Origin of the sequence: Acinetobacter halobius, from assembly GCF_044130335.1 — a bacterium.
Classification (GTDB): Bacteria; Pseudomonadota; Gammaproteobacteria; order Pseudomonadales; family Moraxellaceae; genus Acinetobacter.
Map to the genome: position 1 here is coordinate 120,084 of NZ_JBIQOD010000009.1, position 18,966 is coordinate 139,049.

Sequence of the window (18,966 nt, forward strand, 5' to 3'; positions counted from 1 at the left end):
CAGTGTGGTGAAATAAAAAAGCGCCCACGGATAAGTTTGGCGCTTTTTATATTAGCGGGGGTTATAACCCAAAGTAATAGCCCAATACGCAAATTAAAAGTGTAATCACAATTAAAGCAAACACCCCAGTTTTTCCAGATTTATGCTGTGTTTCATGAGGTTTGGTTTCTATCGGACTTAATTTAGCTGCGGAATGATTGCGAGCATCAAGCGGTGTAGGTGTATTTTTGGGGCTTAGCTGTGCGGTTTGATAGTGATTGGCTACTTTTACGATGAACTTGGTCTTTAAATCATCAATCTTTTGCTCAAAATGACGTAGGTTCAATTGCTCATCTGGCGTGAGGACTTGGCCTTCTGCATTGTAAGGATGTTGAATCTTGGTCTGGATCAATGCTGATAGGGCATCTAAACGATACAGCGTTTGATGTGCATAATCAGCAGCGTAGTCTGTCGGTAAAAGAGAGAGATGGTGGGCTTCATCTATGGTATCTTGTTGTCCATAGTAAGGTAAGTCTACAGCATCAGGCTCGACCAAACCTTGCGCAAATGGCGCACTAAAGAGTTCTTGTTCGGTAAAGTTTTCGATTTCATCCCATTTCGGTGTTTGTAAATCCGCTTCAATGCGTTTGCTGAGTTTATGATTCAGTTCAAAACGCCATAAATTTTCGTTACGGATTGAGCTTTGTTGTGCTTTTGGAATTATAAAATCTTGTTCAGCACTGTACCACTCAGCCAGTTCTTTACCGAAAATCCAAGCTGTTTTTTGCTGTGCTTGATGACTCACAATAATATGTGGTGTAGCAAGCAGTTCAATATTTGGATTGGGGTTCTTTTCATCTGCTAGCAATGTTGAACTATGCAGACTGAGTTGTTTGACCCCTTGTTTTTTTAAGGCTTCAAGCCATACTTGAAAATGCTGAGCCAGTAAATGTTGGCTATTCAGATCACGAAATTGAAAGCAATGTCGGTCAAAAATGGCGTGTTCTAACCAACGTTGGAAACTTAGGTTGTGACGCAAATATTCATTGCCATAAGTCACTAAAGTAAGTTGTTGTTGCCAAATAGGATCAAGCGACATCGTTTGTTGTTCTCTTCTGTGATGGCCCTATCTTAACCTGATTATAAAACCATGTACTAAACAAATTTTCCTGATCGTAGAGCTTCATCAACACGCTTAAAAACTGATAGAATATGGGGTTTTATTAATTTTATAAATTGTTGCTTTGAGAGTTACTATGTCACTGGAAGCCCTGACCACTGAAGCGCTCGCTGCGATTGCAGCAGCAGAGGACCTTGCTACACTCGATCAAGTACGAGTGCAGTTTACGGGTAAGAAAAGCCAGCTCGCTGAGCAATCGAAAGCTTTAGGTAAAATGGACCCTGAAGAGCGTAAAGTTTTTGGTGCGCAAATTCATGCAGTCCGCGAAGCGATTACCAGTGCTTTAACTGAACGCCAAACACAATTACAACAAGCTGCGTTGGCGCAGAAACTCGCAAGTGAAACGGTTGATATTACTCTATCTGGTCGTGGTCAAACGATTGGGAGTATTCACCCCGTTACTCAAGTGCAAGAGCGTATTTGTCAGTTCTTTACCAAAGCAGGTTTTGTGATTGAAACTGGTCCTGAAGTTGAAGATGACTATCACAACTTTGAAGCTTTAAATATTCCAGGGCATCACCCTGCACGTGCAATGCACGACACTTTCTATTTTGATGCGACCCATTTGCTACGTACCCATACTTCGGGTGTGCAGATTCGTACCATGGAAACCCAGCAACCCCCGATTCGTATTGTGTGCCCGGGCCGTGTATACCGCTGTGACTCTGACCAAACGCATTCGCCAATGTTTCATCAAATTGAAGGTTTGTATGTCGCTGAAAATACCAGCTTTGCAGAACTGAAAGGTTTGTTGGTCAATCTATTAAACGAATTCTTTGAAAAAGACTTAAAAGTACGTTTCCGTCCATCTTATTTCCCATTCACAGAGCCAAGTGCTGAAGTGGACATTATGGACGAGCGTGGTAAATGGTTAGAAGTGCTTGGTTGTGGCATGGTGCATCCGAATGTATTGCAAGCTGCGGGTATTGATCCTGAAAAATACAAAGGCTTTGCTTTTGGTCTAGGTGTGGAACGTTTTGCGATGCTTCGTTATGGCATCAATGACTTACGTATGTTCTACCAAAACGATGTGCGTTTCTTACGCCAATTTGCTTAATGGTTTAAATACAAATTTAACAATTTAAAGGTTTATAGAAATCCCCCTAAATCCCCCTTTAAGAAAGGGGGACTTCCACAGTCAAAAATAGAGTACGTGGTTTTCCCCTCTTTTATACAGAAGGGGTTAGGGGGAGATTAAGGAAATTGAATTTATGAAAATTAGCGAAAATTGGTTGCGTACATGGGTGAACCCAGCCGTTGATAGCAATACGTTATCTGACCAACTAACCATGTTGGGTTTAGAAGTCGATGATTTATCGCCTGCGGCAAAACCGTTCACTGGCGTAGTGGTTGGCGAGGTGTTGACCGTAGAACAACATCCTGATGCAGACCGTTTACGTGTAACAACCGTCAATATTGGTTCAGGTGAACCATTGCAAATTGTGTGTGGCGCGCCAAACGTACGGGTTGGTATGAAGGCCCCTGTGGCAACCATTGGTGCGGTGCTTCCAGGTGATTTCAAAATCAAAAAAGGCAAACTTCGTGGCATTGAATCACAAGGTATGCTGTGTGGTGCGTCTGAAATTGATTTAGAAGATAAAATTGATGGTCTTTTAGAATTGCCTACAGATGCACCTGTCGGTGTGGATGTTCGTGAGTATTTACAGCTTGATGATCATGTGATTGATATCAGCATCACGCCAAACCGTGGTGACTGTTTCAGTATTCGTGGTATTGCTCGTGAAATTGGGGTGATTAATCAACTGACCGTGACTGCACCTGAAATTAATGCTGTAGCTGCAACTATTGCCGATGAGAAAAAAGTTGTGGTGAGCACGGAAGGCTGCCCACGCTATTTAGGTCGTGTGATTAAAAATGTGAATACCAAAGCAGCAACCCCAGAGTGGATGGAACGTGCTTTGGTTCGCTCAGGGATTCGTCAGCACAGTATTTTGGTTGATATTACCAACTATGTACTGATGGAGTTGGGTCAACCGTTACATGCTTTTGATGCGGCGAAAATTCAAGGTTCGGTTCAAGTTCGTCAAGCGAATGCAACTGAAAAATTGGTTCTACTGAATGAACAAGAAGTTGAGCTCAATGAAAAAGTCATGGTGATTGCGGATGATGAAAAAGCATTGGCGATTGCAGGCATCATGGGTGGCTTGTCTTCATCTGTTAGTGATGAAACTCAAGACATTTTCTTAGAGTCTGCATTCTTTGCTCCATTAGCTATTGCGGGCCGTGCGCGTAGTTTTGGTTTACATACGGATGCGTCGCAGCGTTATGAGCGTGGTGTCGATTTTGAACTTCCAATGCTAGCGATGCATCGTGCATCACAATTGATTGCAGAATTGGCGGGTGGTGAGTTCGGTCCGATTACGACTGTAGAACAAACGGCAGTTTTACCGAAGCGTGAAGCGATTGAGCTGGAACAAGCGCAAGTGGATCAATTGCTTGGTTATCGCGTAGATGCTGGATTTATTGCGGATGCATTGACCCGTTTAGGTTGTGCTGTGACGGTTAAAGCAGAAGGTCAGTGGTCAGTGGTTCCGCCTTCACACCGTTATGATATGGCGATCTACCAAGACCTGATTGAAGAAGTTGCGCGTATTCATGGTTATGACAATATTCAAATCAGTTTGCCAAAAATTGAAGCGCAATTGGCTCAATATCAAGACCAATTTGAAGTGGCTCAGCTTCGTCAAACCCTCGTGACTTTGGGTTATCAAGAAGCAATTAGCTTTAGCTTTGCAGACTTAAAGCTTGAGAAGCAACTCAATGCGGCTGTGAATCCTTTGGCTTTGGCTAACCCGATTTCAAGCGATTTAGCAGTAATGCGTTCAACACTGCTTTCTAGTTTGATTCCGTGTGTGCAATATAACGTAAACCGCCAACAAAGTCGTGTGCGTTTCTTTGAGCTCGGCTTACGTTTCGACTATCAAGATGCTGAATCTATTCATGATTTGAAACAAATTCCTACCCTTGCAGTGATTGCAACAGGTGCAAAAACGTCAGAAACTTGGCATGCTAAACCTCAAGCTATGGATTTCTTTGATTTCAAAGGCGAAATTGAAGAAGTATTGGCAGCAGGTCGTGTGCAGGTTGAATATGTTCGCTCTGAACGTAGTTGGTTGCATCCGGGTCAGTCTGCTGAGGTTTTAGTCCATGGTCAATCTATCGGTTACTTTGGTCGATTACATCCATCTTTAGAAGATGCACTGGATTTGAGCACAACTTGGGTGGCTGAACTTGATCAATCGGCTGTTTTGCAAACTTATGTATCTAATTTTACAGAATTATCACGTTTTCCGTCGGTTAGACGTGATATTGCGCTTTTAATTAGTGATAAGATAAATGTAAGTGAAATTCAGCAACTTATCGAAAAAACAGGTGGTGAGCTTTTAGACTCGACTTGGTTGTTCGATGTGTACACTGGGCAAGGCGTTGAAGAAGGTAAGCGTTCATTGGCATTTGCACTTCTTTGGCAGCACCCATCGCGTACGCTTGAAGATGCTGAAATTAAATCCGGTATGGATCATATTTTACACGTGTTGGAAAACACTTATCAGGCGACATTGAGGGCTTCATGACAGCATTAACAAAAGCGGAAATGGCTGACCATCTAAGTGAGCTCACGAGTTTAAACCGTCGTGAAGCTAAACAAATGGTCGAGTTGTTTTTTGATGAGATTAGCCAAGCGCTAATCTCTGGTGAGCAAGTTAAACTTTCTGGTTTCGGTAACTTTGAGTTGCGTGATAAACGTCAACGTCCAGGTCGTAACCCGAAAACGGGTGAAGAAATTCCGATTTCTGCACGCCGTGTAGTAACCTTCCGCGCAGGGCAGAAATTCCGCCAGCGTGTGGGAAATGAGCAGATCGATTGATCTGCTTTTTTTTGCTTCAGGTGTAGGTTTAAGCTGACTTGCTACTGATAATGGGTAGCAAAGTCTTAAACTAAATTTTCAGCATAAAAAAAGAGAGCCCAAGGCTCTCTTTTTTACTGACTAATCGAAAGTGATTAGTGAGCTTTAGCTTCAGATGCAGCAGTAGCAGCAACGTCAGAAGCAGCAGCAGTAGCGTCAGAAGCAGCAGCAGTAGCTTCAGAAGCAGCAGCAGCAGCGTCTACAGCAACTTCAGAAGCAGCTTGAACAGCTTCAGATGCAGCAGCAACTTCAGATGCAGCAGCAGCAGCAGGAGCTTCTTCTTTCTTAGCACAGCCAACGAAAGCTAAAGTAGTAGCAACTGCAGCAGCAATAGCGATTTTTTTGAATAACATGGCATCACTCTCTAAAATATGAGATTAAAAAAAACCGACGTTAGTCTGTTGTATGCTTTTATTGTTCCTAATTTTGTTAGGGACTAACAACGCAGGAGCAGTCTAACTGGTCTGCAAATATGCTATCACTGCGCATTTTGAATTGCTACTAGCTAAGGTGAAAAAAGTGATAAAAATGGTCTAAAAACAGTGATTTTTTAACAGAAAATAACAATTAATAGCAGGGTTTATATTGGATAAATGCCGAATAAACATCTAAAAAGATGGAGCTTTTTTATTTCAAATTTTTGTTTATCAAAAACTTGCAAATAAGTTTACATACCGTGCTTTGAAATGTTTCATTGTGTAAGTGGTGTCAACCAAATAAAAAGGCTGTCTTAGAGACAGCCTTTTTATAAGATTAGTCAGATTAGCTGGTTGCTTTACGTTTCATTTGGTCAAAGAAATCATCATTGGTTTTAGTTTCTTTCATACGATCAAGTAGGAACTCCATTGCTGCGAGTTCATCTTGGGTATGAAGTAACTTACGTAAAATCCAGACCTTACGAAGGTTATCTTCAGACATTAAGCGTTCTTCACGACGTGTACCTGATTTTTTGATGTTCATCGCAGGGAAGACACGTTTTTCAGCAATACGGCGGTCTAGCGTAATTTCTTGGTTACCAGTACCTTTGAATTCTTCGTAGATCACTTCATCCATTTTACTGCCTGTTTCAATCAAGGCTGTAGAAATGATGGTCAGTGAACCACCTTCTTCAATATTACGTGCTGCACCGAAGAAACGCTTAGGGCGCTCAAGTGCATGTGCATCGACACCACCAGTTAAAACTTTACCTGATGAAGGCACAACGGTGTTGTATGCACGTGCTAAACGGGTAATGGAGTCGAGAAGAATCACAACGTCTTTTTTGTGTTCAACCAAACGTTTGGCTTTTTCAATCACCATTTCAGCCACTTGAACGTGACGAGCAGGAGATTCATCAAACGTTGACGCAATCACTTCGCCACGAACTGTACGTTCCATTTCTGTTACTTCTTCAGGACGTTCATCAATCAGAAGAACGATGAGGAAGCACTCTGGGTTATTACGTACAATCGACTGGGCGATGTTTTGTAATAACATAGTTTTACCCGCTTTTGGCGGCGCAACGATAATTGAACGTTGACCTTTACCAATGGGTGCAACTAAGTCGACTACACGTGCAGTTAAATCTTCAGTGGTGCCGTTACCAAGTTCCATCACCAACTGTTCAGTCGGGAATAATGGCGTTAGGTTTTCAAATAAAATCTTATTACGAGAGTTTTCAGGGGTGTCGTAGTTAATTTGATTCACTTTTAACAGTGCAAAATAACGTTCGCCTTCTTTTGGTGGGCGAATCGTTCCCGTAATGGTGTCACCAGTACGGAGATTAAAACGACGAATTTGAGATGGGCTAACATAAATGTCGTCTGGACCTGCAAGGTAAGAACCTGCTGCAGAGCGTAAGAAGCCGAAGCCATCTGACAGAATTTCCAAAACGCCATCACCAAAGATCTCTTCGCCATTCATCGCATGGCGCTTTAAGATGGCAAAAATAATGTCTTGCTTACGGTTACGAGCCATTCCTTCAAGGCCCATAAATTCAGCAATTTTGATGAGTTCGCCAATCGGTTTTTTCTTGAGTTCGGTTAAATTCATAGGAGGTCAGATAAGAATCAAAAATTCTAGGATACAGGATGAAAAGGAAGCAACATTTAGCCGCGGACATGCAATGAAGTAACGCAATTGTATTTGCACAATAACAATTCAGAGGACTGATTCATTGTTTGAAGAGAAGCGTGTCAAAACAATTTGTATTGCCGAGCGGCGATCTTATGTGTTGTGTCTTTTAAGAAAATGACAGGATTGGATAATCCTTTATCTCTTGAGGAAGCAATATAAGAGAGAAAGTCAAACTTGTCAATTTATAGCCGAAAAAAATACGCTGTTGTTTAAACAGCGTATTTCATGATGTGCTCTAAATCGAGGTTTAAATGTTTTCGTCAATGAAAGCAGTTAGTTTCGATTTTGGTGCAGCGCCCACTTGTTGAGCCACAACTTCACCATTTTTAAACATCAATAGTGCAGGAATGTTACGGATGTTGTAGTTCACAGCCGTTTGTTCACAAGCAGTTACGTCAACTTTAACGATTTTCACTTTACCTTCGTATTCATTCGCCAACACTTCTAATACAGGTGCAATCGCTTTACATGGCGCACACCAGCCTGCCCAGAAGTCAACAAGCACAGGAACGTCTGATTGAAGTACATCAGCGTCGAAGTTAGTATCAGTTGTATTTACGATATTGCCAGACATGGATAGCTCCAGTTTCAAATTTTGGATAGTTTTATGGCTAATAGTATGTCATAGCCTGCTATCACTGAGTAGATGGATTACTAAATTTTCAACCTTTAGTTTGAATTTGTCTAATTGGAGCTCTCAATGTTACTGATCGTGTAACACAATTGTCATATATGCTGAAATTTTAAAAGCTCGTCAATTTCTGACCATAAATGGCTTTTAAATTGCATGGAGGTGAATTAATCTAAGCACAATTCTGTATAGGTTTATATTAAATCATGTCTGATTTTTTGATTGATGAAGAGTTACTTGCTGCCATCGATATGGGGTCGAACAGTTTCCACTTGGCAATTGCACGTGTGGATCATGGCGAAGTGAAAAAAGTTGCGTCAATGTCAGAAAAGGTACAGTTAGCTGCGGGTTTAGATGAAAATAAAAATTTAACAGAAGCTGCACAGCAGCGTGGTTTGGCCTGTTTATCCCGCTTTGTTGGTCGTTTAAGTTCAGTTCAACCAAACCGTTTAAGAATTGTGGCGACCAACGCGCTGCGTCAAGCTAAAAATGGTCATGAGTTTATTCAAAAAGCGGCAGAAATTTTACCTAAACATATTGAAATTATTGCTGGCCGTGAAGAAGCACGTTTGATTTATTTGGGCGTATCCCACACCATGGAGAATAGTGGACGTCGCCTTGTGATTGATATCGGCGGTGGTTCAACTGAGCTGATTATTGGTGAAGAATTTGAGCCGATTCATACCGAATCTTTACAAATGGGGTGTGTGGCGTTTACCAAAGCCTTCTTTGTCGATGGTGAAATAAACCAAAAAAGTTTTGATAAAGCCGTGGTCGCAGCACGTAAGGAGCTGTCAGGGATTGCCAATACCTATAAAGAAGCGGGTTGGGATACGGTGGTCGGTTCGAGTGGAACCATCAAAGCGTGTCGTCAAATTACCGTAAATATGGGTTGGAGTAATGAAAAAGAAGAACTGACCCGTGACGGTTTAGATAAGCTCAAAGAAAAATTGCTCAAATATAAACACGTCTCTGAGATGGAGTTTGATGGTTTAAAAGAAGACCGTCGAGCAGTTTTGCCAGCCGGGATTGCTATTCTTTACGCCATTTTTGATGTACTTGAACTAGATAAGTTGGTGTATTCAGATGGTGCCCTGCGCGAAGGGGTCATGTACGACTTACTGGGGCGTTTTCAACATGAAGATATCCGAGATCGTTCTGTACAAGCCTTGATGGGTCGTTATAACGCCGATCCAAAACAAGCGGAACGAGTTGTGAACATGGCTCAACATTTGTTTGATGGTGTGGCAGAGTCACTAAAATTAACCACAGAAGACAGTGATTTACTGCGTCGTGCGGCTTATCTGCATGAAATTGGTTTGGCGATTAGCCATGCTGGTTACCATCGTCATGGCGCATATTTATTGCAACATTCGGACATTGCGGGCTTCTCGCAAATTGATCAAAACCATTTGTCACATTTGGTAGCGCATCATCGCCGTAAGCTACGCAGCGACGCCCGTGTTGACGTGATGAAGGTCGGTGGCAACAAATTAGTCTATCTGTGTTTGCTACTTCGCCTTGCTGTTTTACTCAATCATAGTCGTAGCGATCAGATGCTTCCTGCCATTGAATTAACAGTAGGCAATGCGCAACAATGGCAACTGAGTGTTTCTGGTAATGCCGCGCAATGGCCTTTGCTGGTTGCAGACTTGCATGATGAGCAAGCGCAATTTAAGCATTGGGATGTTGAGCTGGATATCCAATCAGAACAATTTGTCGATGAATAAATTGGTCAATTAGGGATTTATGGTTGAGCTATGAAGAATAAAGCTGCGCAATCCAAAGCATGGACGACGGTTCAAATTGCACGTCATCCTGAGCGTCCGCAATTTTTAGATTATGTGAGTGAAATTTTTACCGAATTTGATGCTTTGCATGGTGATCGCTTATTTGGTGATGATGGTGCAATGATCGGTGGATTAGCTCGCTTTGATGGTCAGCCAGTCATGATTGTGGGTCAACACCGTGGTCGTAGTACGCGTGAAAAGTTACAACATAACTTTGGTATGAGTAACCCAGAAGGTTACCGTAAATCACAACGTTTACTTGATATGGCTGAACGTTTTAATCTACCCGTCTTTACCTTTATTGACACCATGGGTGCATATCCAGGTGTGGGTGCAGAAGAACGTGGTCAGGCTGAGGCAATTGCCACGTCTTTGGCACAACTGTCAAGCTTGAAAGTGCCTGTGATTGCAACTGTCCTTGGTGAAGGCGGTTCAGGTGGCGCACTGGGCATTGGTGTGGCTGACCGTGTGGTGATGTTGTCCCATAGTATTTATTCAGTCATTTCACCTGAAGGCTGTGCATCTATTTTATGGAAAACAGCTGAAAAAGCAGAGCAAGCTAGTGAAGCTTTGGCATTGACTGCTGAAAAATTACAGAAAATGGGTGTTGTTGAATACGTTGTCGATGAAGGTGAAGGTGCTCACCTCCACCCAGAACAGGTCATGCATGCTTTAAAAACTGTTTTAAAAGATGCTTTGGCTGAGTTGCAACCGATGGATGCGAATGAACGATGCGAAGCACGTTACCAACGTTTAATGAAGTTTGGCAGCGACAATTTAGGACTAGCGTCTTAACTGAGTTTCGGGATACACCTGAACAGCCTCATTTTTTAATCGGATGTAGTGGTGGCATGGATTCCATGTTACTACTCCATTTGATGTCTCATTTATTTCCCAAGCGCACTCGCGCCATTTATATTGATCATCAATTGCAGGATGTCAGTCCACAGTGGGGCAGCTTTGTTCAAGAACAGTGCTATGTCTTGGATGTTCCATGTGTGATTCAAGCGGTCGATGTTGATACAGGCAATGTAGAAAGCCAAGCCCGCAGTGCACGTTATGCTGCCTTTCAGAAGCATCTTCTTGCCAATGAAATTTTAGTTCTCGCGCATCATCAACAAGATCAGGCCGAAACTATCTTACTCCGATTACTCTCTGGTGCAGGGATTCATGGACTTGCCGCCATGCAGAGCCTCGACATACGAGAGCAATTTACAATTTGGCGCCCGCTATTGGCTTTGTCCAGACAGCAAATTGAGCTGTGGGCTGCTGATATGCAACTGAGAAATATTCAAGACCAAACCAATTTTGATACCAGTTATGATCGGGCATGGTGTCGAGCCGAATTATGGCCAATCTTAGAACAACGCTTTCCGAAAATGCAGCAAGCTTTGGCACGTACCAGTTATTTGATGCAAGATGCTGAATCCATTTTGACCGATGTGTTGGCGCAAGACTGGGCCAGTTGTGGGGATGCTTCGGTTCTAAATTTAACTTCATTTCGTCAGTTATCAGCACCGAGACAGCGACAGCTGTTGTCTGCTTGGATGAAAGGTGAGGACTTATATCGTCCTGCTTTTGATATGGTGCAACGCCTATTTGATGAGGTGATTGAATCCAAAGTCGATGCTCAGGCCGCTTTGCATTGGAATCAATACTATTATGTGCGTTATCAACAGCAACTCTTTCGAGTCCATAAGACCGAGTATTTGGCGGAGCAATCTCAGACACTTGAACCAATTGAACAGCATTTTAGCCTACATCAAAGCTATAATCTGGCATCTGGGCAATATCAGATTGAAACACAAAAATATGGGCTGTCTGCTAAATTATTAGAGCAGCCTTTACAAATAAAACCACGCTTAGGCGGGGAAAAATTACATTTACATGGGCGTGTTGGGGCTTGGCCATTGAAAAAAGCCATTCAAAGCGCACAAATTTTTCCATGGCAACGTCACACAATACAAATATTAAGCATAGATAATGTTATGCTTGGTGTTTTTACGCCTAAAGGATTTTGGTTGATCGAGTCAGCTTATTGTGAAGCGGGTGGATGGCAACCAAATTTAATTGCTTAGTTAAAAAATTCGAGATAGAGAAATAATCATGAGCGCAGTGCTGAATCGTAATATTTGTTTTATCGGCGGTGGTAACATGGCTCAAGCCCTCATTGGTGGCTTGATTTCACGTGGTTTACCTTCAACTCGCATTACGGTTTCTGATCCTGTTGAACAAGTTCGTCATTTATTGGCTGAAAAAGACTTGGTGGTGACTGAGGATAACGCATCTGCTATTCGTGAAGCCGATGTCGTGGTCTTAGCGGTTAAACCTCAAGTTTTAGCCAATGTTTTAAAACCATTAAACGGTTTATTTGACGGTAAGTTGATTATTTCAATTGTTGCGGGTGCTGAAATTGCCACGATTGCTGCACTCGCTGGCAGTGATCGTATTGTGCGTGTAATGCCAAATACGCCTGCTTTAGTACAAACAGGTGCGCATGGTTTATATGCCACTGAGGCTGTAGATAAAGAAGACCGTGATTTGGCGGGCCAAGTACTTGCTGCGACTGGCTTAACTTTATGGGTAGGTGAGGAAGCGCAGATTGATGCGGTGACTGCGGTGTCTGGTTCAGGTCCTGCTTATTTTTTCTATATGATGGAAAGCATGATCCGTGCAGGTAAAAACCTCGGCCTAGATGAAAAAGTGGCAACGGCATTGACGTTGCAAACTGCATTGGGTGCGGCGCAAATGGCAATTACCAGCTCAAATACACCAGCTGAATTGCGTAAAAATGTCACTTCACCGAATGGTACAACCCAAGCGGCACTTGAAGTGTTTGATCGTGCACAAATTTCACAAAATATCCAAGCTGGATTGGCTGCTGCTCAAAAACGCAGTCAGGAACTTGCTCAAGAGCTAAGTGAAAGTAGCAAATAATCGTTTTATTTAGGAAAGTTCAAGTATGGGTGCAAACTCTGCGCTAATTTTTGGCATCATTATTAACGTTGCAATTTTACTGGTGTTCTTCCGCTTTCTCATGCAATTGGCAGCGGTTAACTTTTATAACCCAGTGGTGATGTCGACCGTAAAAGCCACAAAAATTGTGGATATGTTTGGTCGTATTTTTCCAAATGTAGCGAAAGGTCGCGTTAACTTAGCGGCTTTAGTGCTTTTGGTTTTATTGTACTTACTGAAAATTTTTGGTGTCATGTATCTCTCTGGAGCGATGCCAAATAGTCCTGTGCATTTGGTTATTTTAACTTTTGTGACCATGATTCAGGACTTGATTCGTTTCTGTCGTTACTTGATTTTTGCAACGATTATTTTAAGTTGGGTGGTGATGTTTACGCAGTCACGCTCGCCTTATATTGAGGTAATTCAGGAGCTTGCGGAACCTTTACTGGCGCCGTTTCGCCGTTTATTGCCGAATATGGGCATGATTGACCTTTCTCCAATTGTAGCGTTCTTGGCGCTGTATATTGCTGAAATGATTATGAATGAAGTAGCGATTGTTCTGCTCACTGGTTTATAAGATTGTAGCGAATAAAAAAGGACTCGATTGCGAGTCCTTTTTTTACGGCTGAAATTTTTTAGATGAAGACGTTGATCTTACTTTTAGGAGACAAATAGCTTCCATCCCAGCCTTCCTCCTTGGAGGAGGAAGGCGCAAATGCTTTAGTGGGCTTCATCCCAGTTTCGACCTTTGCCAACTTCAACTACAAGAGGGACTGAAATATTCAAGACCGATTGCATCACTTTAGCAAGCTGTGGTGCCAATTCATCTGCAATAGCTTCATCGACTTCAAAAACCAATTCATCGTGTACTTGTAGTAGCATTTTGGCCTGATCTTTCGGTAGCATTTGATCAACTGCAACCATCGCCATTTTAATAATATCCGCAGCAGAACCTTGTAGTGGTGCATTAATTGCAGCACGTTCGGCCGCTTGTTTGATCATTTTATTGCTTGCCATGATATCTGGCGTGTACAAGCGACGACCCAAAATGGTTTCGACAAAACCTTGTTCGCGTGCAATTTGGCGGGTGCGTTCCATATAGTCGAGCACGCCCGGATAACGTTGGAAGTATTTCGCAATATAGCCACGCGATTCTTCGCGGCTAAAACCGAGTTGACGGGTTAAGCCAAATTCAGACATGCCGTAGAGTAGACCGAAGTTGACTGCTTTGGCCTGACGACGTTGGTCTGACGTGACATCTTCGAGGGCGATACCTAAGACTTCAGCCGCAGTACGACGGTGTACATCTTGCCCATGATTAAAGGCATCAACCAAGGCTTCATCTTGTGAGAAATGCGCCATTAAACGCAGTTCGATTTGTGAATAATCGGCTGCCAATAACACGCGACCTTGCGGTGCAATAAAGGCTTTACGAATTTGACGTCCAATTTCCTCACGCACAGGAATGTTCTGTAGGTTTGGATCGGTCGAAGATAAACGGCCTGTTGCGGTCAGTGCTTGGTGGTAACTGGTATGCACACGATGGGTATCATTATTGGCTTGTTTTAATAAGCCATCGGTATAGGTGCTTTTGAGTTTAGATAAACCACGATAGTTTAAAATCAGCTCGGTAATCGGGTGGTCAATTTTTTCTAAAACACTTTCAGAGGTACTGTACTGGCCCGTTGCGGTTTTTTTGCCACCCTTGAGTCCGAGTTTATCAAACAAAATCTCACCGACTTGCTTCGGCGAGCTAACATTGAAACTTTGTCCTGCCAGTTCGGTAATTTGGTTTTCAAGATTGGCCATGGTATTGGCAAACTCAACACCGAGTTGGTCGAGGAAGTCTAAGTCGAGCTCAATGCCGTTTTCTTCCATGATGGTCAGGACACGGGCCACTGGCATTTCGACATTGTGTAAAATATTGACCAGTTCAGGGTGCTTTTGTAGTTTGGCATCAAGCACTTCAAACAGGCGATAGGTTACATGGGCATCTTCGGCAGCATAGTGTGCAGCGGTTTCGATCTCAATTTGATTAAAGGTTTTCTGTTTTGCGCCTTTACCTGCTACTTGTTCAAACGTGGTGGTTAAGTGGCTGAGGTAGAGACGTGACACGTCATCCATCCCGTGACGCGTTGCTACAGCATTGAGTACATAAGATGCCAACATGGTATCGAAGTACCAGCCTTTTAGCTCGATGCCATGATTTTCTAAGACATGCGCATCATATTTCAAATGATGGCCAATTTTCTGAACCGACTCATCTTCTAAAATCGGTTTGATTTGTGCCAAGATCTGTTCACGCTCTAGTTGCACAGGTGCATTTTCATAATCATGCGCAAGTGGAACGTAATATGCATCTTGCGCATCAAATGCGACTGAAAAACCGACAATTTGCGCTACGCGATAGTCTAAACTGGTGGTTTCAGTATCAAAGGCAAAACGTTTTTCTGTACTTAAACGTTTGAATAAGGATGCCCACTGTTCTGCACTGAGCACAGTATGGTAGTTCGCTTGACCCAGTTGGTCATCGACACTGCTTTGGACGGCTTGATCTTCCGTATTGATAACGGTTTCAGATTGTGCTGATTTAACAATTTCTTGCGTCGCTTGTTTATAGGTTGCGCTATTAGGATTGTTTGGATGATCGAGCGATTGCAACTGTTGGCGGAATTCCAGTTCGGTATATAGTGAACGCAAGGCTTCGGTATTCGGGTCTTGCAGTTTAAGATCGTCAAAGGTCAGTCCTGTTTCTAAGTCGCAGACAATACTTGCTAGTTGGTGATCTAGAGCAATTCCATCGGCATGTTCTTTGATGTTTTGACCGACTTTGCCTTTAATTTTATCGACATTTTCTAAAATGCCACCAATCGAGCCATATTCTGTTAACAGTTTTGCCGCAGTTTTGGCACCGACACCCGGAACGCCCATAATGCCGTCAGAGGCATCGCCCATTAGGGTCAGATAGTCAATAATTTGGTTTGGCCACACCCCAAACTTTTCAAACACGCCATTCACATCCATCGGCTTGTCTTTAAAGCTGTCTTCTAAGGTGACTTTATCGGTCACCAGTTGAGCCATGTCTTTATCGCCTGTGGAAATCAGCACTTGCTGTCCCGCGGTTTCTGCACGTTTGGCTAAAGTCCCGATGATGTCATCTGCCTCTGCACCTGGGAGCATGTATAAAGGGATACCCAAGGCACGAATTAAGGCATGCAAGTATGGAATTTGTTCCGATAATTCATCAGGCATACTTGGGCGGTCACCTTTATAAATGGGCGACAGCACATGACGGAAAGTCGGTTCAGGGGTATCGAAAATGACCGCCATATGCGTTGGTTGAGTACGACGCATCAGTTTCTGGATGGCAGAAATTGCCCCACGAATTGCATTGGTATGTAAGCCAGTTGACGTGGTGAGCGGTGGCAAAGCATGAAAAGCACGAAATAAAAAGTATGAGCCATCGACCAAGACAAATGGTGGCATTGCAAGATTCCTTATCCAAATAACCTGTTTATTGTACGTGATTTTGACGCAGAACAAAGTGTATTGATGTACCGATTGGCATAGATGGTTACCGTTCAGCGCTTAAATAGTGACGCCAAGCTGATGTATTATTTGAAGATGAGAAAAAGAGATTGAGAACGGATGCAAACAGGACAGCGTGAAATTCGCATGATGTGGTTGATGGGGCTGACCATTGTTGCAATTGCAGCATGGTTTTTAGTTGTGCCACTATTAAGTGCATTGTGTGGAATCGCTTGGGTCATGAGTGTCATGCACTATGTTGATAGTATTGAAAAACCCAGTACGACGTTGGCGGAACAACGGGGCATTGCTTTTCAGCCAACGTCAAAAGTGCCGCTTTACCTTGCGTCTTTCGTCATTTTAATCGGGATGGTGGGGCAATGGGGCGGACTCATTGGGTTGGGGATCAGTGGTTGGTTGTTCTTTTTCTTTCGCTGGTTGCGTCGCCTAGAATATCTATTGTTATCTGTGCAAGCACAGCCACATCAGGGTATATCCGACCGTTTCCCAGAATTTGAAAACTCTCTCCCTTTACCCACGAAGTCCAACGTTCTAAATAACACAGATGATTTAAGTCTCAGTGAACAAGTGAAACACTGGCTGTGGCAGGGTAATCCTGTGTTAAAAGTTGCAATCGTGGTGCTGTTGATTGGGCTCATTTTATTATTGCGTTTTGCCACCGAGCATTGGCAATTGAGCCTAGCGGTTAAGCTGGGACTTGTTGCAGTGGTGAGTGTATCTGTCGTGGTCTTTGGTTATGTGCTTCAACACAAAAACCGCAGTTTTGCTTTGGCTTTGGAAGCACTTGGACTGTCAGGTTTATTTTTGACCTTATTTTTTGCTTACTACAACGCCGTGATTGCAAGTTTAGCAATTGCAAGCCTGTGCTTTGTGGTGGTGATGGCAGTGACACTTTGGCTTAGTTTAAGACAGCAGTCGATTGAACTAGCGTTAATGGCGATGGTCATTGCATATTTAGCACCTTTTACCTTACCTGTACGGAATGCCACTGCGATAGAGCTGGTGGCCTACTATTTGGTCATCAATATTGCGGTTGCTGTTTTAAGCACGTTCAGACCGTGGAAAGTCCTTAACCAAATTGCCTTTTTAATGACAGTGGTCGTAGGTGGAGCGTATGCTTTTTATCAAGGCAAAGCGCCTGAGCGTGACATGCTTGCCTTGTTGGTTTTGGCCCATAGTGCCGTCTTTATTTGGCTGAGTTTTCGTTATAGTCAACTGTTGGCACGTGAGGATTTAACTCAATTCAAGTTGAACCCGATCTTGGATGTGGCTCTAATTTTTGCGGCACCCATTGTTGCTTTTGCTTTTTTGTATGTGATGTATTTTGAGGAAACGACTTGGCAGGCAGGCTTCAGTCTAGGCTTCGCAGCGCTCTATGCCATGTTTTATCAACTTATAAAAAGAGCTCACAGTGTTGAGCTGATTGCACAAAGTTATCTCAGTTTGTCTTTGGTCTTTTTGGCGTTGATACCTCCCATTTTACTGCCTGATCAGTGGGGTGTGGTGGGTTGGAGTGTCGAGGGTGCGCTGATCTTTATCTACGCTTTGTATCGTACCTCGAGCTTGAGTCGATATTTGGCAATGGGCTTATTGGCGGTAGCAGGACTGTCGAGCCTCTACTATGTGGTCGAGCTCAATCGTTTTCCAACGGAAGTTTATTGGGCGTTGTGTCTGAGTTATTTTGCTGTGGTTGCCGTTGCCAACAGTGTAGAGCGCTTTAGACAACAGCTGTCTTTTGCCACGATTGCCTTTTTTTGCTTACAACTGCTTTCAGCAACCAGCATGTTGTTTATTTTGCTTTTAGATGAAATCGACAGTAAAAGTCAGGTAACAATAGCGCTACTGATCATTACGCTTTTATATAGCGTGTTGAATGAGTGGCTACTCTACTGCAAAGCCAGTTGGTCATGGCTATTGCCCAAATGGGTTGGCCTGATTCCGTTGTATGCGGTTGCCTTTATTTTCTTGGTTGACTTGAGCCATGATGGCATCATTATGTGGCATTCTGGCTTAGACCGTCTATTGTTTGCTTTAACGAGCGGATTACTCACCTTGCTGTGGTTACGCCCGTTACAGGGTGTGGAGGATGAGTTGGAATGGGTGAGTTTGGGTGCTTTATTGAGTTTGGCGCTGACCAGTTTAACCCTCATTCCAAGTATGCCATATCTGAGCATCGTTATTTTACCGCTCGCCTTTGCCGTATGGTGTTATGCGCAGCCCACTCCAAACTTGTGGCAAAAGTTTTGGCAGGCGCGTAATACCTTAGTGCTTATGCTGTTTTGGATCGTCTGTTCTCAGATCTTTAGCCAGCAAGCTTTTCAACTATATTGGTTGCCGATATTCAACCCATTCGACTTGATCAGTATTGCGATGCTGATCGGGTTTATTTGGATGCTGAATTTACAGATGAAAGCAGGCTTGGAAAAAAGTCTAGGTGCTATTTTGATGATGTCGAGTCTCCTTTGGCTGAGTAGTTATGTGGTGCTACGTGCGCTGCATGTCTATTTCCTAACACCTTATAATGACTGGCAAATGTGGGAAAATGCCTTGGTGCAATTGAGCTTTACTTTGCTTTGGGTCAGTTTGGCATTCATTTGTATGCTGACGGCAACCAAGCGTAATTTGCGTTCATTGTGGATTTTTGGTGGGTGTATTTTAGTTCTTGTGACGCTGAAATTGGTCTTGTTTGACTTATCTCACATTGGGACACTCACCCGTGTGATTTCGTTTTTGGGCGCTGGCCTAGTGATGTTGGTAATCGCGTATATTGCGCCGATGCCTGAACTTGAAGAAAAGACTAATTAAACAAGTTCAGCTCCTTATGTCGGTATGAATCATAAGG

General features: G+C 43.1%; 14 protein-coding genes. 9 read left to right on the forward strand and 5 right to left on the reverse strand.

Features of this window, described 5'->3' with window-relative positions; all coding sequences use genetic code 11:
- Positions 1-61: 61 nt before the first annotated feature.
- Positions 62-1,078 carry a hypothetical protein gene (locus tag ACE01U_RS09960; protein WP_395579360.1) on the reverse strand — a complete coding sequence of 339 codons (1,017 nt, stop codon included), beginning with the start codon at positions 1,076-1,078 and terminating at the stop codon, positions 62-64.
- Positions 1,079-1,235: 157 nt separating this feature from the next.
- On the opposite strand from ACE01U_RS09960, the gene pheS reads away from it, so the two are divergent.
- From pheS to ACE01U_RS09975, 3 genes are all read left to right on the forward strand, one after another.
- Positions 1,236-2,216, forward strand: a complete 981-nt coding sequence (gene pheS / locus ACE01U_RS09965) for a phenylalanine--tRNA ligase subunit alpha (RefSeq protein ID WP_395579361.1) — start codon at positions 1,236-1,238, stop codon at positions 2,214-2,216.
- Positions 2,217-2,370: 154 nt separating this feature from the next.
- On the forward strand, positions 2,371-4,752 hold the full coding sequence (gene pheT, locus ACE01U_RS09970) for a phenylalanine--tRNA ligase subunit beta (RefSeq protein WP_395579363.1): 2,382 nt from the start codon (positions 2,371-2,373) through the stop codon (positions 4,750-4,752).
- Positions 4,749-5,045 (forward strand): integration host factor subunit alpha, encoded by a 297-nt coding sequence (locus ACE01U_RS09975; protein ID WP_004649746.1) that lies wholly within the window; start codon positions 4,749-4,751, stop codon positions 5,043-5,045. Before pheT ends, ACE01U_RS09975 begins: the two co-directional genes overlap by 4 nt.
- Before the next feature lie 134 nt (positions 5,046-5,179).
- Here the strand turns inward: ACE01U_RS09975 and ACE01U_RS09980 are convergent, their stop codons facing one another.
- From ACE01U_RS09980 to trxA, 3 genes are all read right to left on the reverse strand, one after another.
- Entirely contained in the window at positions 5,180-5,437 is a 258-nt protein-coding gene (locus ACE01U_RS09980) for a hypothetical protein (protein ID WP_086209833.1), read from the reverse strand.
- A 409-nt stretch (positions 5,438-5,846) separates the two neighbouring features.
- Positions 5,847-7,115 (reverse strand): transcription termination factor Rho, encoded by a 1,269-nt coding sequence (rho, locus tag ACE01U_RS09985; RefSeq protein WP_004692266.1) that lies wholly within the window; start codon positions 7,113-7,115, stop codon positions 5,847-5,849.
- A 331-nt stretch (positions 7,116-7,446) separates the two neighbouring features.
- Entirely contained in the window at positions 7,447-7,773 is a 327-nt protein-coding gene (gene trxA / locus ACE01U_RS09990; RefSeq protein ID WP_086209832.1) for a thioredoxin, read from the reverse strand.
- A gap of 263 nt (positions 7,774-8,036) precedes the next feature.
- On the opposite strand from trxA, the gene ppx reads away from it, so the two are divergent.
- The 5 genes from ppx to ACE01U_RS10015 are packed head-to-tail and all read left to right on the forward strand — an operon-like array spanning position 8,037 to position 13,152.
- A complete protein-coding gene (gene ppx / locus ACE01U_RS09995) occupies positions 8,037-9,560 on the forward strand; it encodes an exopolyphosphatase (protein WP_086209831.1) in 1,524 nt (507 codons plus the stop codon).
- 30 nt (positions 9,561-9,590) lie between these two features.
- Positions 9,591-10,415 carry an acetyl-CoA carboxylase carboxyltransferase subunit alpha gene (locus ACE01U_RS10000; RefSeq protein WP_086209830.1) on the forward strand — a complete coding sequence of 275 codons (825 nt, stop codon included), beginning with the start codon at positions 9,591-9,593 and terminating at the stop codon, positions 10,413-10,415.
- Positions 10,352-11,698: a tRNA lysidine(34) synthetase TilS gene (tilS, locus tag ACE01U_RS10005; protein WP_395579364.1), complete on the forward strand. Its 1,347-nt coding sequence runs from the start codon at positions 10,352-10,354 to the stop codon at positions 11,696-11,698. Before ACE01U_RS10000 ends, tilS begins: the two co-directional genes overlap by 64 nt.
- Before the next feature lie 28 nt (positions 11,699-11,726).
- Complete coding sequence (proC, locus tag ACE01U_RS10010; RefSeq protein ID WP_395579365.1) at positions 11,727-12,557, forward strand: pyrroline-5-carboxylate reductase; 831 nt, start codon at positions 11,727-11,729, stop codon at positions 12,555-12,557.
- Between the two features lie 25 nt (positions 12,558-12,582).
- Entirely contained in the window at positions 12,583-13,152 is a 570-nt protein-coding gene (locus ACE01U_RS10015; protein ID WP_004979206.1) for a YggT family protein, read from the forward strand.
- A 143-nt stretch (positions 13,153-13,295) separates the two neighbouring features.
- On the opposite strand, the gene polA is transcribed toward ACE01U_RS10015, so the two are convergent.
- Positions 13,296-16,061 carry a DNA polymerase I gene (gene polA, locus ACE01U_RS10020; protein ID WP_395579366.1) on the reverse strand — a complete coding sequence of 922 codons (2,766 nt, stop codon included), beginning with the start codon at positions 16,059-16,061 and terminating at the stop codon, positions 13,296-13,298.
- A 162-nt stretch (positions 16,062-16,223) separates the two neighbouring features.
- Between polA and ACE01U_RS10025 the strand changes: the two genes are divergently transcribed.
- A complete protein-coding gene (locus tag ACE01U_RS10025; RefSeq protein WP_395579367.1) occupies positions 16,224-18,929 on the forward strand; it encodes a DUF2339 domain-containing protein in 2,706 nt (901 codons plus the stop codon).
- Positions 18,930-18,966 lie beyond the last annotated feature (37 nt).

What these genes read in the sequence shown, in the direction of transcription:
- ACE01U_RS09980 (WP_086209833.1), bottom strand. Translation starts at nt 5,437, where the DNA reads ATGTTATTCAAAAAAATCGCTATTGCTGCTGCAGTTGCTACTACTTTA.
- ACE01U_RS09975 (WP_004649746.1), top strand. Translation starts at nt 4,749, where the DNA reads ATGACAGCATTAACAAAAGCGGAAATGGCTGACCATCTAAGTGAGCTC.
- ACE01U_RS09960 (WP_395579360.1), bottom strand. Translation starts at nt 1,078, where the DNA reads ATGTCGCTTGATCCTATTTGGCAACAACAACTTACTTTAGTGACTTAT.
- ACE01U_RS10000 (WP_086209830.1), top strand. Translation starts at nt 9,591, where the DNA reads ATGAAGAATAAAGCTGCGCAATCCAAAGCATGGACGACGGTTCAAATT.
- tilS (WP_395579364.1), top strand. Translation starts at nt 10,352, where the DNA reads ATGCGAAGCACGTTACCAACGTTTAATGAAGTTTGGCAGCGACAATTT.
- pheT (WP_395579363.1), top strand. Translation starts at nt 2,371, where the DNA reads ATGAAAATTAGCGAAAATTGGTTGCGTACATGGGTGAACCCAGCCGTT.
- pheS (WP_395579361.1), top strand. Translation starts at nt 1,236, where the DNA reads ATGTCACTGGAAGCCCTGACCACTGAAGCGCTCGCTGCGATTGCAGCA.
- ACE01U_RS10025 (WP_395579367.1), top strand. Translation starts at nt 16,224, where the DNA reads ATGCAAACAGGACAGCGTGAAATTCGCATGATGTGGTTGATGGGGCTG.
- proC (WP_395579365.1), top strand. Translation starts at nt 11,727, where the DNA reads ATGAGCGCAGTGCTGAATCGTAATATTTGTTTTATCGGCGGTGGTAAC.
- polA (WP_395579366.1), bottom strand. Translation starts at nt 16,061, where the DNA reads ATGCCACCATTTGTCTTGGTCGATGGCTCATACTTTTTATTTCGTGCT.
- ACE01U_RS10015 (WP_004979206.1), top strand. Translation starts at nt 12,583, where the DNA reads ATGGGTGCAAACTCTGCGCTAATTTTTGGCATCATTATTAACGTTGCA.
- rho (WP_004692266.1), bottom strand. Translation starts at nt 7,115, where the DNA reads ATGAATTTAACCGAACTCAAGAAAAAACCGATTGGCGAACTCATCAAA.
- trxA (WP_086209832.1), bottom strand. Translation starts at nt 7,773, where the DNA reads ATGTCTGGCAATATCGTAAATACAACTGATACTAACTTCGACGCTGAT.
- ppx (WP_086209831.1), top strand. Translation starts at nt 8,037, where the DNA reads ATGTCTGATTTTTTGATTGATGAAGAGTTACTTGCTGCCATCGATATG.